16 protein-coding genes are annotated in these 18,814 nt (G+C 70.0%); 8 read left to right on the top strand and 8 right to left on the bottom strand.

Translation table 11 applies throughout. The features are described 5' to 3' along the window. Nucleotides 1-187 precede the first annotated feature (187 nt). A complete protein-coding gene (locus tag ACFZCD_RS04380; protein WP_391827694.1) occupies nt 188-1,129 on the top strand; it encodes a VOC family protein in 942 nt (313 codons plus the stop codon). 106 nt (nt 1,130-1,235) lie between these two features. Further along, the gene (locus ACFZCD_RS04375) at nt 1,236-2,219 is read left to right on the top strand and encodes an AraC family transcriptional regulator (protein WP_391827692.1); all 984 of its coding nucleotides are present in this window, start codon (nt 1,236-1,238) and stop codon (nt 2,217-2,219) included. Nucleotides 2,220-2,259: 40 nt separating this feature from the next. On the opposite strand, the gene ACFZCD_RS04370 is transcribed toward ACFZCD_RS04375, so the two are convergent. Next, nucleotides 2,260-2,853, bottom strand: a complete 594-nt coding sequence (locus ACFZCD_RS04370) for a TetR/AcrR family transcriptional regulator (RefSeq protein ID WP_391827690.1) — start codon at nt 2,851-2,853, stop codon at nt 2,260-2,262. 53 nt (nt 2,854-2,906) lie between these two features. Between ACFZCD_RS04370 and ACFZCD_RS04365 the strand changes: the two genes are divergently transcribed. Then, nucleotides 2,907-3,509, top strand: coding sequence for an HXXEE domain-containing protein (locus ACFZCD_RS04365; protein ID WP_391827688.1), 603 nt, complete (start codon nt 2,907-2,909; stop codon nt 3,507-3,509). A 54-nt stretch (nt 3,510-3,563) separates the two neighbouring features. Here the strand turns inward: ACFZCD_RS04365 and ACFZCD_RS04360 are convergent, their stop codons facing one another. Beyond that, entirely contained in the window at nt 3,564-4,640 is a 1,077-nt protein-coding gene (locus tag ACFZCD_RS04360; RefSeq protein WP_391827686.1) for a glutamate--cysteine ligase, read from the bottom strand. 308 nt (nt 4,641-4,948) lie between these two features. Here ACFZCD_RS04360 and ACFZCD_RS04355 point away from each other — a divergent pair, with 308 nt between their 5' ends. Continuing rightward, nucleotides 4,949-5,089, top strand: coding sequence for a hypothetical protein (locus ACFZCD_RS04355; RefSeq protein ID WP_391827684.1), 141 nt, complete (start codon nt 4,949-4,951; stop codon nt 5,087-5,089). Between the two features lie 253 nt (nt 5,090-5,342). Next, a complete protein-coding gene (locus ACFZCD_RS04350; protein ID WP_391827682.1) occupies nt 5,343-7,517 on the top strand; it encodes a hypothetical protein in 2,175 nt (724 codons plus the stop codon). 140 nt (nt 7,518-7,657) lie between these two features. Here ACFZCD_RS04350 and ACFZCD_RS04345 read toward each other — a convergent pair whose 3' ends face one another. Then, entirely contained in the window at nt 7,658-8,602 is a 945-nt protein-coding gene (locus tag ACFZCD_RS04345) for a DUF72 domain-containing protein (RefSeq protein WP_391827680.1), read from the bottom strand. A gap of 356 nt (nt 8,603-8,958) precedes the next feature. Between ACFZCD_RS04345 and rph the strand changes: the two genes are divergently transcribed. After that, on the top strand, nt 8,959-11,598 hold the full coding sequence (rph, locus tag ACFZCD_RS04340; protein WP_391827678.1) for a rifamycin-inactivating phosphotransferase: 2,640 nt from the start codon (nt 8,959-8,961) through the stop codon (nt 11,596-11,598). Nucleotides 11,599-12,046: 448 nt separating this feature from the next. Here the strand turns inward: rph and ACFZCD_RS04335 are convergent, their stop codons facing one another. After that, the gene (locus tag ACFZCD_RS04335; RefSeq protein WP_391827676.1) at nt 12,047-12,766 is read right to left on the bottom strand and encodes a hypothetical protein; all 720 of its coding nucleotides are present in this window, start codon (nt 12,764-12,766) and stop codon (nt 12,047-12,049) included. A 236-nt stretch (nt 12,767-13,002) separates the two neighbouring features. On the opposite strand from ACFZCD_RS04335, the gene ACFZCD_RS04330 reads away from it, so the two are divergent. Continuing rightward, nucleotides 13,003-14,559, top strand: coding sequence for a carboxylesterase/lipase family protein (locus ACFZCD_RS04330; protein ID WP_391827674.1), 1,557 nt, complete (start codon nt 13,003-13,005; stop codon nt 14,557-14,559). Nucleotides 14,560-14,628: 69 nt separating this feature from the next. Here the strand turns inward: ACFZCD_RS04330 and ACFZCD_RS04325 are convergent, their stop codons facing one another. The 4 genes from ACFZCD_RS04325 to ACFZCD_RS04310 form a co-directional block, all read right to left on the bottom strand. Next, nucleotides 14,629-14,811 (bottom strand): hypothetical protein, encoded by a 183-nt coding sequence (locus ACFZCD_RS04325; RefSeq protein ID WP_391827961.1) that lies wholly within the window; start codon nt 14,809-14,811, stop codon nt 14,629-14,631. A 330-nt stretch (nt 14,812-15,141) separates the two neighbouring features. Continuing rightward, nucleotides 15,142-16,005, bottom strand: coding sequence for an alpha/beta fold hydrolase (locus ACFZCD_RS04320; protein ID WP_391827672.1), 864 nt, complete (start codon nt 16,003-16,005; stop codon nt 15,142-15,144). After that, the gene (locus tag ACFZCD_RS04315; protein WP_391827670.1) at nt 16,002-16,625 is read right to left on the bottom strand and encodes a TetR/AcrR family transcriptional regulator; all 624 of its coding nucleotides are present in this window, start codon (nt 16,623-16,625) and stop codon (nt 16,002-16,004) included. The genes ACFZCD_RS04320 and ACFZCD_RS04315 overlap by 4 nt, the downstream gene beginning before the upstream one ends. A gap of 237 nt (nt 16,626-16,862) precedes the next feature. Next, nucleotides 16,863-17,264, bottom strand: coding sequence for a hypothetical protein (locus ACFZCD_RS04310; protein ID WP_391827668.1), 402 nt, complete (start codon nt 17,262-17,264; stop codon nt 16,863-16,865). Nucleotides 17,265-17,592: 328 nt separating this feature from the next. Between ACFZCD_RS04310 and ACFZCD_RS04305 the strand changes: the two genes are divergently transcribed. Beyond that, nucleotides 17,593-18,813 carry a lipase family protein gene (locus ACFZCD_RS04305; RefSeq protein WP_391827666.1) on the top strand — a complete coding sequence of 407 codons (1,221 nt, stop codon included), beginning with the start codon at nt 17,593-17,595 and terminating at the stop codon, nt 18,811-18,813. Nucleotide 18,814 lies beyond the last annotated feature (1 nt).

The raw sequence follows: 18,814 nt of genomic DNA, 5'->3' as shown, positions 1-18,814 counted from the left end.
ATCTTCGGCGGCGGCACTGTTGAGTGGCCACGTCGCGCGCCGCCCGGAGCTGTCGCTGCTCGACCGGTGGTGTCCTGAAGCTGCCGTACTGCTGCCAACTGCTGCTGGTCAACGGGAAGGATCACCAGCACGCAACTGCTGACTTGAGAACAGAGCTGACCCGCGCACCTTGGGAGTGGAGTGCACCATGACCAACAGCAGTCTGATCACCCACCTGCGGCACATCGACATCGCCATGCCCAACTTCGCCGAGCAGCGCCGCTTCTACACCGAGCTGTGGGGATTGACGGAGACAGCCGGTGACACCGGAGTCTCGTTCCTGGCCGCGGAGGGCTCACCGGAACAGTACGTGGTGCGGTTGCGCGAGGACACCCGCAAGCGCACCGACCTCATCGCTTTTGGTGCCGCCGGCGCGGACGACGTCGACACCCTGGCCGCGCGGCTGACCGCCGGGGGCGTGCGGCTCGTCCACGAGCCGAAGCCGCTGGACACCCCGGGGGGCGGCTACGGGGTCCGGTTCTTCGACAACGAGGGCCGTGTGGTGGAGGTTTCCGCCTGCGTCACCCCGCGTCGGCACCGCAGGATCGAGGCCCGCGAGCCGGTCCCGGTGCGGCTATCGCACGTGCTGATGAACTCTCCCACCCCCGAGGCCACGGTTGCCTGGTACATCAAGCACTTGGGTTTCCGTCTCTCGGACACCATATGCCTCGGCGGCCGCGGCGAAATCATCTGGTTCCTGCGGTGCAACACCTTCCACCACAGCTTCGGCATCGTGCGCGGACCGCATGCGGCCTTTCACCACGCCTCCTTCGAGATGCGCGGCATCGAAGAGTTCATGCGTGGCACCGGCCGGTTGGGGCGCCTGGGAATCGAGCGTCTGTGGGGACCGGGGCGGCACCGTGCCGGTGACAACGCCTTCAGCTACTTTCTCGACCGGGCCGGCAACACCGTCGAGTACACCACAGAGCTGGAGGTCCTCGACGAGGACACCTGGCACCCGCACGTCTACGACCTGCGCGAACCCGCCAACGCGGATCAGTGGGGCACGGCGAACGAGATGGACGAATTCATCGCCGCCAAGTCCCACAACGACGCCGACCCGGGGCTGTTCGATGCCCCGCCGATGTGACAGCGCCCGCCGCGGCAACCAAATGAGAGCCTGACACACTGGGTTCCGCTTGTCCGCCGTCTCCACTCCTCAGCACCGCGGTAGGGCCCCAAGGGAGGTGAACGCCGTGCCGGAGCCGCTGCGCAACTACCTCATGGCCAAGTCCCGGAACCCCGTAGACCTGCTCAACGCCGCCACCCGGCTGTTCGGCGGCTCGATCACCACGTCACCCCTGAGCGGCCTGAGCGGTCTGAGCTGCGCGGATCACGAACTGCACGGCGTGGTCGCCGATGACTTCGCGGTCGGCTGCTTCGCCTCGCCACTCGATGTGCGCGTCGCCTCCGCCGGCGGCCGCCGCTCCTATTTCGTCAACATCGGCGTGACCGGCGCGGTCAAGGCATCGCGCGGCAGCCTGTCGGCGACCCTCGACAGGACGACGGCGGGAATCGTCAATCCCGGCGACACCCAGGAGCTCCGGCCCGTGCGGAGCACCCGGACGAGGTTCGTGGGGCTGCGGATCGACGCCGCACTCGTGGAGCAGGAGTTCACCGCGCTGACCGGGCATCCGCCGGTATCCACCATTCGATTCGATTTCGCGCTCGACGTGGCCGCCTCCAAGGGCCGGGCGGTGCGGCTGCTGGTGCGTTCGCTGCTGGAACAACTGGACTCGGGAGACCCCCTGTTCCAGCGCCAGGAGCTGCAGCGAAGCCAGCTGCGATGTATCGTCACCGCCCTGCTCCTGGCCCAGCCGCACTCGCACACCGGCGATCTGCGGGACGGTCCGCACCCGGGCCACCCACGCTCCTTGCGCACGGCCCTCGCCTTCATCGAGGCGCACCTCACCGAGCGCATCACCCTGGGTGACATCGCGGAGGCCGCCGCATGCAGCCCACGCACCATCAGTTCCGCATTCCGCGACCGGCTGGGACTCTCGCCCCTGTCGTACGTCCGCAACCTGCGGCTGGACCGGATCCGTGCGGACATCCTCGCCTCCACCGATCCCGTCGGCACGATCGCCTACCGGTGGGGCGTCTCCCATCTGGGGCGTTTCGCAGCCGAGTACCGCGGCCGCTTCGCCGAACTGCCCTCCGACACCGCGTCCCGCAGGTAGCCGGCGTCAGGTCCGACCGGGCGGCAGCGCGGCCGTCTCGTCATGCCCGCAGACCAGCCAGTACCACGTCCACCACCGACTCCACGAACCCTTCCCCGGCCGGGGATTGCCGTAGCAGCACCCGCATCCACACGGCTCCCGCGATGAGGTCGATGAGCAATACGGGGTCAGCGGTCGCGGCGAGTTCGCCGCGCGCGACGGCGCGTGCGAACAGTGGCCTTTCGCGTTCGAGGCGGTCGGCGAAAAAGTCCCGGGCGACGGTGGCGAGTTCGCCCTGTGCACCGTCGCTCAGCATGGCGCGGGCGACTGCGCCGGTTCGCTGATCGCCGACGAGGCGCATCATCTGCCCGGCCAGCGCGATGAGGTCTCCGCGGAGGGTGCCGGTGTCGGGGATCTCGACGTCCAGCACCCGGGAGTGGAGCAGGGCCGACCGCAGCAGTGGCGCCTTGGAGGGCCACCACCGGTAGATCGTCGTCTTGTTGACCCCGGATCGCTCTGCGACGGCCTCTACGGTCAGCCCCTGGTAGCCGTGCTCGGTGAGCAGTTCCAAGGTCGCTTCGTAGATGCGCTCGGCGGCGCGCGGGCCCCTGTTCGCCGCCTGGGCTCGGAGGTTGCTCGTGGTGCGTTCTCGCATGAGACTAGCCTAGAACACAACGCAACGTTACGTTGCATTTTTGAGGAGGGGTCATGACACGCACACCACGCAGAAAGACCTCGGGCCCAGCGGCGGCCGGGGACGCAGGCGCCGTACCCGCACTCGTCTCCTGGGGTCTGTTCGCTGCCTGGGCGGCCAACGACATCGAAGAGATCTTCACCATGGCGCCCTGGTCCCGCGCCGCAGTCCCGCGGCTGAAGGCTCGCTTCCCGAGCGTCCCGGACCGGGTCTGGTCCCGGATGGAAGTCACCCAGCCCCATGCCAGCACCGCGATCGGATTGATGGCCCTTCTGATGGCGGCCGCCGCCGCAGAGGGTGCCCGCACCCGTGGCCAGAGCGTTGTCTTCCGCACGGTTCTGACCGGCTTCGGTCTCCATGGCCTGGTGCACATGGCTCAGGCTGCCGCCTACCGGGGCTACACCCCAGGGGTGGCGACCTCCCCGACCGTCGTCATCCCCTACAGCATCTGGGCCCTCACCCACCTGCGCCGCGCGGGCATTCCGCCCGTCTCCCCGGCTCTCTCCCTCGCCTTGTTCCCGGTGACGGCAGGTGCCGTACACGCCTTGGCGCAACGGCTCACCAAGCCAGGGAGGAAGGACCCTGCAAGGAGGGGATCGGGCCGCGTCCGGGGGTGACGGATTCAGCGGCCGCCGTGGCCCCGCCGTCAGCCCCAGCAGTACCCCCAGCACTCAGGCCGCTGTCCGAGCGACGGCCTCCCGGACGACCGACCGCAAGTCGCCGGAGCGCGCGAAGACCTCCCGCTGTACGCCCGCCCCGCCGCCATGACCCAGCAGTCGGCCCAGTGATTCCTCGACCATCGGCAGGTCCCCCGTTTCCGCGAGCACGTCGGCCACCTGCTCCACCAACGTCTCCGCCACGATCCGCGCCGGCGCCGGCCTCCATGTCAACGGATGGACCAGCTCACCGGCCGGCCCCGACTTCCCCGCCCGCCAGGCGGCTAGGCGCAGCACCCCGACCGGCACGTCCGGCGTCGGCTCGCCGGCCCGCCACGCGCGGGCCGCCGTCTCCACCAGGCCTCTGACCAAGGCCGCGACCAGCACCGTCGTCTCGGCCTCCAGACACACGTCGGCCACCCGTACCTCGACTGTGGGGTAACGACGGGAAAGCCGCGCATCGAAATAGATCATGCCCTCGTCGAGCAGCGCCCCCGTGGCCAGCAAGCTCTCAACCCGCTCGTGATAGTTCCGCGCCGATCCGAAGGCCTCCACCGGCCCCGCCGACGGCCAGCGTCCCCACACCATGCTGCGGTAACTGGCGTAGCCGGTGTCCGTCCCCTGCCAGAAGGGAGAGTTCGCACTCAGTGCCAGCAGCGGGGCCAGCCACGGCCGTATCCGGTCCAGCACCGCCACCCCCTCCTCGTCCGAGGCGACCTCGACGTGAACGTGGCACCCACAGGTGAGCTGTTCCTGCGCGGTCAGCCCGTACGTCGACGCAACTTGCCGAAACCGCCGTCCCGGGCTCAGCGAAGGGTCAGCGGCCAGCACGGACGTGGCCAGGGCAGCCACGTCCGCTCCCGCCTCCCGCGCCCGCTCCGACGCCACGGCGCGCCCCTGGCGGACCTCCCGCGCGAGATCGGCCATCAACCGCTTGGGCCGGGTGGCGGTCTCCACCTGTTCCCGCTGCAGTTCCTTCTCCAGCCCGGCCTCGTCGTCGGCCCCGGCCAGCACCACCTCCGACACGGCCAATGCTTCCCCGCTGCTCCGGTCCACGAGCAGCAGCTCTTCTTCCACCCCGACGCTACGCATTCCAGCCGTCCCCTCTCGGTGGTCCACTGATGTGCTGCTTCCCCCACCGGCCCGGTACACGCCCATGGTGAAGCCACAGCGGAGGTGAAACCGCACCGGTCCGGAGAGTGCCCTGGCCCGTGCCGCGGGCTCAAAGTCCTCGCGTGGCCGGTACTCGCCCCACGTCGTCGTACCGCTGTGCCGGACAGCGGTCTCCGAGCCTGCCGAGAGTCCGGAGCCCGAGTGAGCCGTCCCGGGTGGCAGGCCACAGGGCTCCGTCCGCGAGGTGTGGTGATGGGGCGGGCAGGGGAACGGCGGAGCCTGAGGACGTGGTCACCCGTAGGACGACAGCTCCCGAGCCGCCGACCGAAGTGTCGGCGTGCCTGGGAGCGGACGCGACGGACTGGGCGAAGTTCGCCGCCCACTGGGACGACCTGGTGGCGGATTCGTACGCGGCACAGAGCTCCTGACGGCGTCGGAGTCCTCGCCCCGGCGCTGCGGCTCGACCGACTCAAGCAACCCAAGCGACTCAACCGGCACGAGCCCGCCCCCTCATCCGGCTCACCGGACACACACCGGCCACCGATGCGGCAAACCCCGAACGGCTCACGGCCACGCCTGCCGCCGCCCCGCTTCTCCTCCAAAGGCACCCCCGGTGCGGAGGCCCGCCGTGTTCGAGATATCCGTGTGCGGGAGCTCGCGGCAGTCTGAGATCATCACCCGATGGTCAACCGTCTTGAACCCCTGGTCATACGCCACTCCCACCGTCTTCCCGCTCCTGGCGGGCCCTCCGGCCGGGGTGGCGCCGCGGCGCGGCAGTTCGATTCCGCGCTGATGTCCGTGGGCTTCAAGCTCTCGCCGGAACTGCTGGAGCATCTGTCGGAACTGGACGAGGAGACGGTCGTCGAGACGGCCGTGCGCACGCTCGCCACGGTCCGCGAGATGGTGGGTGACCACGTCCAGCACAACGTCTACTTCGTCGACTTCCCGGCCAACGTGCCGGACACGGTCGCCTTCTGGACGGAATGCATCACCAAGGCGCTCGGCGACGACCTCTCGCGCGAGAACACACTCGCCCAGCTCAGCACCGGCGTGGTCGACCTGCTGACGCTCCCGTCGTACGGCACCTACCAGCACACCTACGCCGAGATGCTCGCCGCGCACGACGAGCTGATCGCCGCCGCAGGCGACCGCATGACGCTCCTGCACCTGGGCGGCGCCCTCGACGACGAGGTCACCGCGCTGTACCTGGCCCTGGCGGGCAGTACCACCCCGCTGGGCGAGGAGGGCCTGCGCGACCTCCGTCTGCTCGCCGGGCACTGCGTCGACGGCCCCCAGCCCGAGGCGATCCCGGTCCGCGAGAACCGTGCGGTCGTCAACCTCGCCCGGCTCGACACCGGCGCGGAGCTCCTGGTGGACACCGTCACCGACGTGCTGCGCCTGGCCTGTGCCCTGTCCGGCGGTGACGTGACGCTCACCGAACCCACCCGCCTGCGCACGCTGCCCCGGCCCGTCCGCCGCGCCCTGCTCGCCGCGCTGGACGCGGTCGTCGCGACATCGCCCGCCAAGCTCGCCGACGTCACCGCGCACCGCGAGATGTTCAAGCGCCTCGGGGAGCGCCTCCACCCGCACGAGCACCGGGCCCGGTGGCCGCACGCCGCCGACGTGTTCGCCGTCGCTCGCGGCGAGAAGCAGGCCCGGTCCATCGACAGCCAGGTCGAGGAGCTGCTCGGCGCGCAGGACGTGACCGGCGCGGTACGCCTGCTGGCGGCCGCCCCCGGAAAGCTGTTCCGCTCCCTGGACCGCCTGCTGCGCGCTTGCCGCACCCAGGAGGAGCGCGACACCGTCGTGGAGGCCGCCGAGCAGGCCGCCCCGCAGGTCTCCGGCCGGGTGCTGCTGTCGGTTCGCGAGCACTTCCACAACCGCACCCGGGAACCCGGCGGGCGCCGCGTCTTCGTCAACCGTCTCGGCCGCGCCTGGGTCACCACCGACGCGCGCGGGCCCGTACTGCCGCCCGAGTGCGAGCGCCTGGTCACGGCTCTGGACGCCGAGGTCTCCCGTCGTCTCCCGGCACCGGGGCACCTGCTGATCGACCCGGACGTCCTCGACGTCGCGCTCCCGCTCAGCGGCAAGGCGACGGCCGCCGGCCTAGGCGTGCTGCCCCGTGGCTCCCTCTCCCCCGTCGACGGCGACCTGCTGCGTTTCTTCGTCCACTGGAAGCAGACGCGCCGCGACACCGACTTCGACCTGTCGGCGCTCATGCTCAACGCCGACTACTCCACCCACTCCTGGCTTTCCTACACCGCTCTCACCCAGGTGGAGGGCGAGCACTCCGGCGACATCACCGAGGCACCCGAGGGCGCCTCGGAGTTCATCAACCTGCGTCTCGGCGCGGTGCGCGGCTCGTTCATCGTCCCTCAGGTCAACATCTTCTCGGGCGAGGGTTTCGAGGAGGTGGAGGAGTCGTTCTTCGGCTTCATGCTGCGCGACGCCGAACAGGGCGGCCGCCCCTTCGAGGCGCGCACGGTGCGCATGAAGTCGGAGCTGCGCGGCCCGGGCAGGGTCGCGCTGCCGCTGGCGTTCCTGCGCGACGACGACGGCCGCTGGCGCGCCAAGTGGCTGCACCTGTACCTCAAGGGAACTCCGAGCGCCAACCGGGTCGAGGGAAACAGGGTGTCGGTCGCCGCGCTGCTGCGCGGCATCGTCGAGCGCGACCACCTCACGGTCCGGTACCTCACCGGCCTGATGGCCGGCAGCGCCACCGCCACCACGCTGTGGGACGGCACGACCGTACCGGACGGCCCCGTAACGTACATCGGCCTGGAGCGCCCGGACGGCCTGCACCCGGACTCCCGGATCGTCACCCCGGAAAACCTGCGCGACCTGATCCCCGGCTAACTGCTAATGTTGACCACGGCGAGGCCATGAGAGGACTTCCTTCTCCAAACTCCTTGAATTAGTTCTTTCGCTTTCCTCGCCCTCGACTTCACGCCGGGATGCCGATAGGCATCCCGGCGTCGTCGTCTCTACGTGCGGTCTCAGGGACCGCAGGCGATCCCCCGTGCGGCAACGGACTCGCCATGCCCGCCGGAAGCAACCGTCAGACGCTTCAGGGTCTCGGCGGCACGTACGGCGGCGTCGGCGCAGCAGTTGTTGAACAGGACGTGGACCTCCGCGGCCCTTGCCGCCAGGGAACTCAGCCGGGGGCACCACTCCTCCAGTTCGCCCACTGTGTAGGTGTGGCGGAACCGGTCTTCCTTACTGCCGGTGCCCCAGGCGGGACTGCGTCCGTGGAGCCGGACCACTGCGAGACCGGAAGACGTGACGGGGGTGACGGGAGGTATGGAGACCGGCAGCCCCTGGGCCATGTCCACGGCCACCGCGGTGGCCTCCAGGTCCGTCAGCAGGGCGGCAGTACTGTTCCGCCGATCGTCCCGCCACCAGTCCGGGTGCCTGAACTCCACGGCCATGGGCCACCCGGAGAAGCGCTGCCTGGTGCGGTGGAGGAAGGTCTCCGCCCGTGGGCCGGGAGAGAACCACGGCGGGAACTGGAACAGCACCGCGCCCAGCCGACCGGCTCGGCGCAGCGGCTGCAGGGCACCGCGAAAGCGGTTCCCCACCTCGTCGAGGAACCCCGGATCACGGCCGTCGCGGCCGCGCAGGTCCAGCGGCAGGGTGCTCTCGCGCGTCGGATGGCCGGTGAGCAGCGAGAACGCCTTGACGTCGAAGAGGAAGCCCGGTGGGGTGCGTTCGGTCCACAGGCGGCTGTTGCGCTCGCTGGGCAGCGCGTAGTAGGTGGAGTCGACCTCCACGACGGGGAACTGTTCGGAGTAGTGCCGAAGCCGTCCCTCCGCGTCGCGCCGCCCTCGCGGGTACCAGCCACTGCTGACGAGCGCTGGGTCCGTCCACGAGCACGTGCCGATGAGGATGCGGCCGGGGGCAGCCGTTGAATCCGTGTTGCGCGTTGTGCATGTGTCTCCCATGCGGCTCGCCTACCCGCCCCTGGCACGGCCACGGGCACGGGTCGACACATGGGGGCCGCCTGCTCGCAACAAGCTGCGGCGGCGCAAGTGGCGGCAGCAAAAGCAAAGGCAAGGAGAAACCTCTCCTTGCCACTCTCAACGTATAACACACTGGGGGGCTTGCCGCAAGGCCCCGGTCATAGCGCAGAATCGTCGGCCGATGCCACAAGCTGCAGAAAACGGGGGCAAGACGTGCATGTGTTGATGTCGACGTATGGGGGACGCGGTGACCGGGCGGAGCGGCCGGCCGGCTCGTCAGCCGGCCGGCACCGAAGCACGACTGCCTCGGAGGCCTCGCGATGACTGAGAAGGCTGAGATGACTGAGCAGTACGTGCTGGATCTTCAAGAGGTTGACGAGTCGCAGGTCGCACTCGTCGGCGGCAAGGGCGCGCACCTGGGCGGGCTGTCACGGATCGCAGGCATCCGCGTGCCGGATGGCTTTTGCGTGACGACGAACGCCTTCCGCCGGATCATGGCGGAAGCTCCGTCGATCGGCGACCGGCTCGATCAGTTGACGCGCCTGAACCCGGACGACCGGGAGGCGATCCGCACGCTCAGCGCACAGATCCGGCGGGCCATCGAAGGGATTGCCATCCCGGGCGATCTCGAGGCGGCGATCACCCGCGCGCTCGCCCGGCTCGGCGAGCAAGCCGCCTACGCCGTCCGGTCCAGCGCGACGGCAGAGGACCTGCCGACGGCCTCCTTCGCCGGCCAGCAGGACACGTACCTGAACGTGGTGGGACCGGCGGCGGTCCTCCGGCACATCAGCCGGTGCTGGGCCTCGCTGTTCACCGAGCGGGCCGTGACCTACCGCCAGCGGAACGGCATCGACCACCGTACGGTTCACATGGCCGTGGTCGTGCAGCACATGGTCGTCCCGCATGCGTCCGGCATCCTGTTCACGGCCGACCCCGTCACGGGCAACCGGAAGGTCGCCACCGTGGACGCCGGCTTCGGACTCGGCGAGGCCCTGGTCTCCGGCCTGGTGAACCCGGACGTCTTCACGGTGCGACACGGCGAAGTCATCGCCAAGTCGATCGCCGCCAAACAGTGTGCGGTTCGCGCCCTGCCGGCCGGCGGTACGCGGGAAGTGGCGATCGACCCGCAGCGGCAGGAGCAGCCGGCACTGACGGATGCGCAGGTCGTGCGGCTCGTGGAGCTCGGTCGGCGGATCGAAGCACACTTCGGCCGTCCGCAGGACATCGAGTGGTGCCTGGTCGACGACGGTTTCCGGCTCGTTCAGAGCCGGCCGATCACGACGCTGTTCCCCGTTCCCGAGTCCGGTGACCAGGAGAATCACGTCTACGTATCCGTTGGTCACGGGCAGATGATGACCGACCCCATCAAGCCCCTGGGCCTTTCCATGTGGCAGTTGACGGCCATGGTGCCGATGCACGAGGCCGGCGGGAGGCTGTTCGTCGACGTCACCCGGCGCCTGGCCACGCCCGCCGGCCGCGCCGGCCTCCTGGACCTCATCGGGAGAGGCGATCCGCTGACCAGGGACGCTCTGGAGACCGTCCTCGACCACGACGATTTCGTCCCCTCGCTCCCGGACGCGGGCCCCGGCGGGCCGCCGGCCAGCGGTGCGTCCGCCCCGATCGAGACCGATCCGGCCGTCGTCACCGAGCTGATCGAGCGCAGCCGGGCGTCCATCGCCGCCCTGGAGCGTGACATCCGGGCGAAGAGCGGACCGGCGCTGTTCGACTTCCTGCTGGAGGCCTTCGAGGAGCACAAGCGCGTCCTCAGTGATCCGCTGAACCTTCAGGCGATCATGGCGGCGATGGAGGCCACATGGTGGCTCAACGACAAGCTGCAGGAGTGGCTGGGCGAGAAGAACGCGGCCGACACGCTCACCCTGTCCGCCCCCGGCAACGTCACGTCGGAGATGGGTCTGGCGCTGCTCGACGTCGCAGACGTGATCCGCCCGCATCCGGAGGTGGTGGCGTTCCTGCAGGGCGTCGAAGACGAGGACTTCCTGGACCGGTTGGCGAAGCTCCCGGGCGGGACCGAAGCGCGCGACGCCATAGAGGCCTACCTCGACCGGTACGGCATGCGCTGCGTCGGCGAGATCGACATCACGAGGCCGCGCTGGCGCGAGCGCCCCACCACGCTCGTGCCCGTGATCCTCGACAACGTGAGGATCTTCGAGCCGGGCGCCGCCGAGCGGCGCTTCGAGCAAGGCCGGCAGAAGGCGCAGGAGAAGGAACAGGACGTGCTGTCACGCTTGCGGACCCTGCCGGACGGGGACCGGAAAGCCGCCGAGACCAAGAAGATGATCGACCGGGTCAGAACCTTCATCGGGTACCGGGAGTACCCGAAGTACGGCATCATCAGCCGCTACTTCATCTACAAGCAGGCCCTGCTGGAGGAGGCCGAGCGCCTCGTACAGGCAGGCGTGCTTCGTGAGAAGGAGGACGCCTTCTACCTCACGTTCCAGGAGTTGCACGACGTCGTGCGGTCGAACCACGGCGCAGTGCGGTCGAAACACGGCGTCGCGCGCTCGAACCAGGTGGATGGGCAGCTCATCCAGCAGCGCAAGGACGCGTTTCGGTCGTACCACGCGCTCACACCGCCCCGGGTGCTCACCTCGGACGGTGAGGCCGTCACCGGGGCGTACCGGCGCGACGACGTGCCGTCCGGCGCCCTGATCGGCCTGCCGGTCTCCGCCGGGACCATCGAGGGAAGGGCCCGCGTCATCCTGGACATGGCGGAGGCCGATCTCGAAGCGGGCGACATCCTGGTCACGACCTTCACGGACCCCAGTTGGTCACCGCTGTTCGTCGGAATCGCGGGGCTGGTGACGGAGGTGGGCGGCCTGATGACCCATGGCGCAGTGATCGCCCGGGAGTACGGCTTGCCGGCCGTCGTGGGCGTGGAGCAGGCCACCCGGCTGATCCGGGACGGGCAGCGGATCCGCGTGCACGGAACCGACGGGTACGTCGAGATCCTGCCTTGACCGACCGCACGGTCGCACCGTTCCGGACCCCGGTGTCCTCCCGAACGGCCCGGTTCTACTCACCGGCGGGCCGCCCGACGACAAACCGTCACGGCGGTGCCCGCCGGGGCTGAGCCACCGCGGCGGGCGCCCCCCTGGCAGCCCCGCAAACCCCGTCGCCGCCCGGCCGGACCGTCGCCACAGACATCCGGCGGGCGGCGACGGCATGCCCGGCGCGAGGGCATGCCCGGACCGCTGCCGGACCTGACGGCTCAGGCTGGCACCAGGCATCGCCGTCCAGCGGCGGGACGCCGGGTCCTTCGGCGGCGTTCACGGTGAGGGCTCCGGCCAGGACAGCGCACTACGTGCTCCGCCAACTTGCCGAACGACGACGAAGAACCCCGCACCTGGTACCAGGTGCGGGGTTCTTCTGGCATGGAGGTCCGCAATTTGCCTGCCGGCAACCTCCTTAAGCCGGGTCCTGGCTGTCTCCTGCCAGCAGGAGCTGCGGCACCTGTGTGAACGTCCATCCCGGTCCTGACCGCACCAGCACCCACACCAGGTCGAAGCGTGCGTCGGGCCAGTCCTTCGGCGGGGAGGGCCGCACCTCCCCGCCCAGCCCCTTGACGATCTCCGGAATGGCGTGGTGCTCCCACGAGACCAGCGTGCGGCCGTGCCGCGCGGCGAGTTCCCTGGCCAGTGCCTTCTCGTCGCCGGTGCGGTACGTGACGTTCGTCCGTACCCCCAGCTTCGCCGCCACCGGCGCGACCGTCTCGCTCGGCCGCAGCCCCTTCGCCCCCGGGTGCGGGCCCGCGGCATAGACGGCATCCGGTCGCCGCAGACCCTTGCGCGGCTCACCGCCCTCGGGGGCGAAGAGCGTCACCAGTGCGCCCGCCCGCTGCCAGCCGCGCACGAGCAGGGCGTGGTCGTTCCGCTCGCCGTCCTCGGTGATGCCGAAGGGTGACTTCTTGCCGTTCTCCTTCGGCTTCTCGCCGTGCCGGATGATCATGATCATGTCCGCGTCCCGCCCGGAACCGGCCGCGCCGGCGCGGGAGTCGGACGACGCGGCCGAAGCCTTGCCGCCGCCCTTGCCGCAGGCCGCCGACAGGGACCCGGCCGCCGTCACCAGCCCGCCGAACGTGATCATCCGCAACAGGGCACGGCGGGGCGCCACCGCGGCGTTTTCCATAAGTGGCTCCTTGTGGGTGAGGGCACGTCGGCTCCGTACGCGCCGCCAGGGCGAACTATGCCCCGGATTCCCCCGTACAGGTGATGGTCCGGGGTGGCGCGTCAACCGATTCTGGACGAAGGCGGACGGCGGTCCGGCAGGGGGCCTCCACGCGAGAGCGTGGCACGGTCGAGGGAGAAGATCTGGTGTTCCCGAGGAACAGCCGGCGGTACGGCCGCCGCCTTGCCGTGGCCGTCATGAGCTTGGCGCTCACCGCCGCGGTGAGCGCCCCCGCGGCGGGCAGCGGCGGCGACGCCCCGGCCGGCTGCCGGGCGCGGACCTCGCTCGGCGCGGTGCGGGGTGCCCAGAAGAGCGGTGTGTGCGCCTACCTCGGTGTGCCGTACGCCGCGCCGCCCACCGGCGCCCGCCGGTTCCGGCCCCCCGAGCCGCCCGTCGCCTGGCAGGGCACCCTCCTGGCCGACAAGGCGAAGCCGCCGTGCCCGCAGGACCTCTCCGACGGCGACGGCAGCGGCGTCGAGGACTGCCTGCACGTCAACGTGTGGTCCTCCCGCACACCCGGTGGTCACAAGCCCGTCATGGTCTTCCTGCACGGCGGCGAGGACATCTACGAGTCCGCGAGCGACGCCCTCGACGACGGTGCCGCTCTCGCGGCACGCGGCGACACGGTCGTCGTCTCGGCCGATTACCGCCTGGGGATCCTCGGCTGGACGGAACTCGGCGGTCTGGACCGCTCGTACGCCGGATCCGGCAACAACGGCCTGCGGGACGAGGTCGCCGCGCTCTCCTGGGTGCACGACCACGTCCGCGACTTCGGCGGCGACCCGGGTAACGTCACCGTCTTCGGCCAGTCGGCGGGCGCCGTCTCCATCGACGCCCTGCTCGCCGGGGACCGGCCGGAGCGCCTCTTCCGCCGCGCCATCGCCGAGAGCGGCCCCGCGAACGCCGTGCAAACCGCCCACTCGGCACGGACGGCCGCCGAGCGCGTCTTCACGCTCGGCGGCATCCACGGCGTCGACGATCTCAAAGCCCTGTCCACGCGGCAGATCCTGGAGCTCCAGAAGAAGACCCGGGCCGGCCTGCCGGGATTCGCCGGCGCCGTGTTCTTCGCGCCGTACATCGACGGCTCGCTGGTCCCCGGCCCCGTCGTCGACCGGATCACCGCGGGCAGCGCCCGCAACGTCGACGTCATGGCCGGCACCAACACCAATGAGACGGACTTCTGGGCGCTGTTCACCCCCGGCCTGATCGAGCTCCCGCTCCGCGCCTACCCCTTCTTCCCGCCCGTGCTCGCGGCCCGCAAGCAGCGGATGTACGACGTCTACGCCGCGGACCGTCCCGGGCTGCGCGAGGGCCGGGTGGTGAACGCGATGCTCACCGACCAGCTGGAGCGGGTGCCCACGCTCCGGCTGGCCGAGGCCCAGTCCCGCTGGCGCCCCACGTACGTCTACCAATTCGACTGGCATGTTCCGTATGCGACGGGTGTGCCGGAGGCCCAGAACCTGGGTGCCATGCACCAGTTGGAGATGCCCTTCGTCTTCGGCAACCTCGACCTCGGGTGGGTGCCGCGCGGATCCGCGGCCGTCGCTGCCCAGCGGCCCGCGCTGACGCGCCTGTCGCACGCGATGACGGGCGCCTGGACGGCGTTCGCCCGCCTCGGTACCCCCGGCTGGCGCCCGTACCGGACCACGGACCGTGCCACCCTCATCTGGAACCTGACGCCTCGCGTCGAGCGCGCCCCGCTGGAGAAGGAGCGCGCCCTGTGGGACGACTACTCCTTCCCTTCCCAGGACTGATGAGCACATTGAGCCTCCACCAACCTGAAATCGCAGGTCAAGGGCTGGTGTGCCGATCTGTCGAGGTCCTCACGCTGATCGTGGGCGGCAATCTGCGGGGAAGATCGTCCGCCGGCGTGCGATTTCGAGGTTCGTCGGGACGAGCAGGGCGCGCAGAAGGCGCGTCGCGCGGGCGGGGTTGGTGTGGAGCTTGGCGAGGATCCGCCAGTTCTTGAGGCGGGCGAAGCCGTGCTCGACCGGCGCGCGTCTGATGGCGAGGACGCGGTTGGCGTCCTCTGACTGAGGGTGAGCTTGTGGGCGCGGCCGGCGGTGAAGCCGGTGATGATCACGGGGTCACGGACGTCGTTGTCCAGGCCGCGGTAGCCGAGGTCGGCCACCGCTCCGAGGCCGGCGGCACGCTGCCGCCCGCCCCCGGCCGCACCCACGTGGCGGCGGTGCTTGCCCGAGTAGTTTCGCCGGTTGGACCCTCCAGCGCGGCGCTGGACGAGGATGAAGAAGCCGTCGATCTGGACGGCCTCCCCGCCCCGCGCGGTTCCCGAAGCCGCCACGCGGGCCCGCCCTGAAACCGGCTGCGCCTTACCCCTACGCCCGCTCGATCCCTTCCAGGAACGGGACGATCGCATCGATGAAGTGCTCGTTCCGGTCACCGGCCACCATGTGCCCCGCGTCGGCCACGTCTACGCGCCGCGCGTTGGGAACCCTGTCGCAGAACTGCTCGGCGATGTCTTCGCGCACCACATCGCTGATTCCGCCACGGACAAGCAGGATCGGCACGTCGGTGCGACGCGCGGCGCCGAGGAGACGATCCGCCATGCCGGGCGGGTCCATCCGGCCCTCGAAGCTGTCCAGCATCCGGGGGTCCCAGTGCCAGACCCAGCGATCACCATGGCGCCGCAGGTTGTTCCGCAGGCCCTCAGGATCGTCCGGACGCCCGCGATGCGGCAGAAGGTCGGACACGAGCGCTGCCGCTTCGCCAACACTCGCGAACCCCTCCGGCCGACGACGCATGAACTCGACGATCCGGCGAGCACCGCGGGGGTCCGGTCGATGAGCTACGTCGACGAGCACGAGAGCGCGAATCCGCGCCATGGGTGCCTCTCCGGCGGCCAGCAGTGAACTGAGGCCCCCGAGCGAGGCACCAATGAGTACCGGCCGGTGGCCGAGTTCGGCAACGAGCTCCCGGACGTCCTCGGCGAACAGATCGAGGTCGTAGTCACCGTCGGCCGACCATTCGCTGGCGCCATGCCCGCGCAGGTCCGGGGCGATGACCCGCCACCCCATCCCGGCCAGCCGAGGACCGGTCCGATACCAAGCACGCCGCGTCTGGCCGCCGCCGTGCAGCAGGACAAGGGGCGGCGAGGACGCTGCGCCCCACTCATCCGCCGCGAGCAGGGTCCCTCCGCTGCCTACGAAGCTCCGGGAGCGTGGTGATGCGTCGGCCGTCATACCGCGCCCCGGGTGCGCAGTGGCGCCAGCAACTGGTCGCGGTACGGATCCGCAGCCGCCGCGGCGAGCGCGACATCCAGGGCGAACAGTGCACGAGCGAGGAACCGCTCATCGTCAATCAGGCCGACGACCCACTGGTGCAGCGCGCCCACGCACGCGGTGCCGACAACGGCGGCCAACGCGTCAGTGTCGATGTCGGGGCGCAGAAGGCCCCGTGTCCGTGCATCCGCCATCGCCTGACGGAGCTGGACGAGCGGACTGCGGTCGAGTACGAGGCCGCTTTCCTCCCACTCACGCACCATGCGACGCGACACGACCGGGTCGCCCACGAACAGCCGGACGGTCAGCCGGACGACCTCCCGCGGATCACCGGCTGCCACGCCCGTCAGGCGGCGCTCCAGTTCGTCCATGAACCCGGCGGCGAGCGCCTCCCAGATCTTGTCTCGCGATCCGATCAGGTTGTACACGGTGGCCGGCGCGACCTCCGCTCGCTCGGCGATCCGCTCGGTACTGATCACCGATTCCGGGCCCTGCCGCAGGAGTTCGCGCGCCGCCTCAAGGATCCGGATCCGTCGCCGGGCCTTGTGCTGCTCACGCAGCCCACCTTCGACCGTCTGCATACGCTCACACCCTCCCCCAAAACTTAGAGAGCACTCTAAAATTAGAGACACCTCTAAATATGGTCAAGGGTTGCGGCAGCGCCGCCAATACGAGGCCAATAGCGAAGAAGACTCCTTGGCGTACGAACTCTGCACCCGGCCGGATAGCTCCGGCCCTCGGCGAGGTTCACAGCATCGCAAGGCGGAACCCGGCACCGCCGGATCCCAGTAAGAGGAGTTGAACGCCTCGGCCCGCCCTCAGTATCCGGGGGCCGAGCCCGGCTCCGGCAGGCTCCCCTTCGGCAGGCTGTCCCTCGCCCCCGCGGCCATGGAGCTGCCGATGGACTGTGCCGCCGATCCCGCCGTCTGTCCGAGGGACCGCTGGACGCCGGAGACCGACTGTCTCAGGGTGCCGCCGCCTGCGCTGCCGAGCACGGACAGGGTCCGCCCGAGCTCGCCGCCGGCCGTCCGGCCCAGTCCCGCCGTTGCCTCCTCCAGCGCATCGTCCGCCATCCCGGTCACGGTTTCCGGGTCGACGCCCTTGCCGACCAGGTCGATGCTCGGCGTCCTGCCCGCGGCATGGGCAGCGGCGGCCGGGCCGGTGACGCTTGCGCTCAGCGCGGCCGCAGCCAGGGCAGTCACCGCGAGTACTCGTCGCATCCAGACTCCTTCAGTCAATTCCGGGCAAGCCGGGCTTTTGCAAACAAGAACGAGCCGGAGGAGCTCTCGGACACGCCACCTGTTCGCCACACCCGCCTACAAGCTCGCGGGCCGGCGACGTATCACGCCGACGGTGGTGTGCGTGTGCCCTCGGGCGAGGTTCCGGTGACGGCCCGGGATGCCGGCCGAGGGTCGCAGCGACATGGACACCGCCCAGCCACCAGACTCGTCGGGCACTACCTAGGGGGCCCTGAGGGGGTTCTCCCCCTTGCGGCCCCGGGGGGTCGCTCCATGTCCCGGCGGAGCGGCCGAGGCGCATGATCCATCCATGACTTCACGACGAACAAAAACCCGGATTTTGGCTGGTGCGGCGGTCCTCGGCAGTGTGTCCGCCCTGGCCGCTCCCGCCTCGGCGGCGGTCGGCTCCCCCAGTGAGCGGGCACAAGGCGGGGCAGTCGTCTCCGTCGAGCAAGTGGCCGACCTCACAGCGGAAGAAGTGTCCGGGGAACTCCGGGGAAAAATCGACTCGTCCCAGGTCCGCTACGGCGTGACCGCCTATCGGGTCACCTACCGCACCACCGACAGCGCGGGCTCTCCCACGATTGCAAGCCAGCTCGTCGCCCTGCCCAAGAACAAGGCGCACCGCCTGTCCACCGTCTCCTGGCTGCACGGCACCACCGTCTACCGAAAGGACGTCGCCTCGGAGAATCCGAAGTCCAGCGACCGGCTCGCCGCATTGCTGTTCGCCTCGACCGGGCGCGCCGTTTCGGCGCCCGACTACGTGGGCCTCGGCTCGGGCGAGGGATTCCACCCCTACGGTGACCCTCGTGCCACCATCACGGCCTCGGTGGACGGCCTGCGCGCGGCCCGGACCGTCGCCCACCGGAACGGCCGGGAGCTGAAGCAGAAGGTTCAGGTCAGCGGGTTCTCGCAGGGCGGCCCCGCGACCATGCTGGTAGGCCGGGCGCTTCAGCAGGACGGCGCCGACCGCTACTTCCGGCTTGGGGCACTCGCCCCGGTCAGCGGCCCCTACAACCTCTCGGCCTTCGAGGCCGCCGCAGCCGATGACAAGATCGCCAAATCCGGCATCTACCTCGCCTACTTCGTCACCGCCTGGAACAAGATGTACGGCCTTTACACATCACCCGGCGACGCCTTCCGCTCCCCTTATGACCGCAAGGTGGAGGGCCTCTTCGACGGCCAACACACCGCCGAGCAGATCGTCAGCGAACTTCCGGCGGCCTCCAAGGACCTGTTCACCGAGGACTTCCTGAACAAGATCCGCAAGCCCGAGGGTGTCCTGAAGGACAAGCTGCGCCCGATGGACAACACCTGCGACTGGCGGCCGAACGTACCGGTGAACATCTTCCACGGCCGGGGCGACAAGGACGTCGACTTCAGTCACGCAACCTACTGCGCCGGCCAGTTGACGAGGAACGGTGCAGCAAGCCGGCTGACCGACGTCGGCGACTACGACCACAACGGATCGGTACGGCAAGCCCTGCCCCGGATCATCAGGTTCTTCGACGAGTCGCCGAAGACCGGATAAA

Source organism: Streptomyces sp. NPDC008001 (genome assembly GCF_042958085.1).
Classification (GTDB): domain Bacteria; phylum Actinomycetota; class Actinomycetes; order Streptomycetales; family Streptomycetaceae; genus Streptomyces.
This window is presented reverse-complemented; position numbering and strand designations above follow the sequence as displayed.

Excerpts from the sequence above, each read along its gene's own strand:
- ACFZCD_RS04380 (WP_391827694.1), top strand. The coding sequence starts at position 188 with ATGACCAACAGCAGTCTGATCACCCACCTGCGGCACATCGACATCGCC.
- ACFZCD_RS04370 (WP_391827690.1), bottom strand. The coding sequence starts at position 2,853 with ATGCGAGAACGCACCACGAGCAACCTCCGAGCCCAGGCGGCGAACAGG.
- ACFZCD_RS04365 (WP_391827688.1), top strand. The coding sequence starts at position 2,907 with ATGACACGCACACCACGCAGAAAGACCTCGGGCCCAGCGGCGGCCGGG.
- ACFZCD_RS04360 (WP_391827686.1), bottom strand. The coding sequence starts at position 4,640 with ATGCGTAGCGTCGGGGTGGAAGAAGAGCTGCTGCTCGTGGACCGGAGC.
- ACFZCD_RS04350 (WP_391827682.1), top strand. The coding sequence starts at position 5,343 with ATGGTCAACCGTCTTGAACCCCTGGTCATACGCCACTCCCACCGTCTT.
- ACFZCD_RS04345 (WP_391827680.1), bottom strand. The coding sequence starts at position 8,602 with ATGGGAGACACATGCACAACGCGCAACACGGATTCAACGGCTGCCCCC.
- rph (WP_391827678.1), top strand. The coding sequence starts at position 8,959 with ATGACTGAGCAGTACGTGCTGGATCTTCAAGAGGTTGACGAGTCGCAG.
- ACFZCD_RS04335 (WP_391827676.1), bottom strand. The coding sequence starts at position 12,766 with ATGGAAAACGCCGCGGTGGCGCCCCGCCGTGCCCTGTTGCGGATGATC.
- ACFZCD_RS04330 (WP_391827674.1), top strand. The coding sequence starts at position 13,003 with ATGAGCTTGGCGCTCACCGCCGCGGTGAGCGCCCCCGCGGCGGGCAGC.
- ACFZCD_RS04320 (WP_391827672.1), bottom strand. The coding sequence starts at position 16,005 with ATGACGGCCGACGCATCACCACGCTCCCGGAGCTTCGTAGGCAGCGGA.
- ACFZCD_RS04315 (WP_391827670.1), bottom strand. The coding sequence starts at position 16,625 with ATGCAGACGGTCGAAGGTGGGCTGCGTGAGCAGCACAAGGCCCGGCGA.
- ACFZCD_RS04310 (WP_391827668.1), bottom strand. The coding sequence starts at position 17,264 with ATGCGACGAGTACTCGCGGTGACTGCCCTGGCTGCGGCCGCGCTGAGC.
- ACFZCD_RS04305 (WP_391827666.1), top strand. The coding sequence starts at position 17,593 with ATGACTTCACGACGAACAAAAACCCGGATTTTGGCTGGTGCGGCGGTC.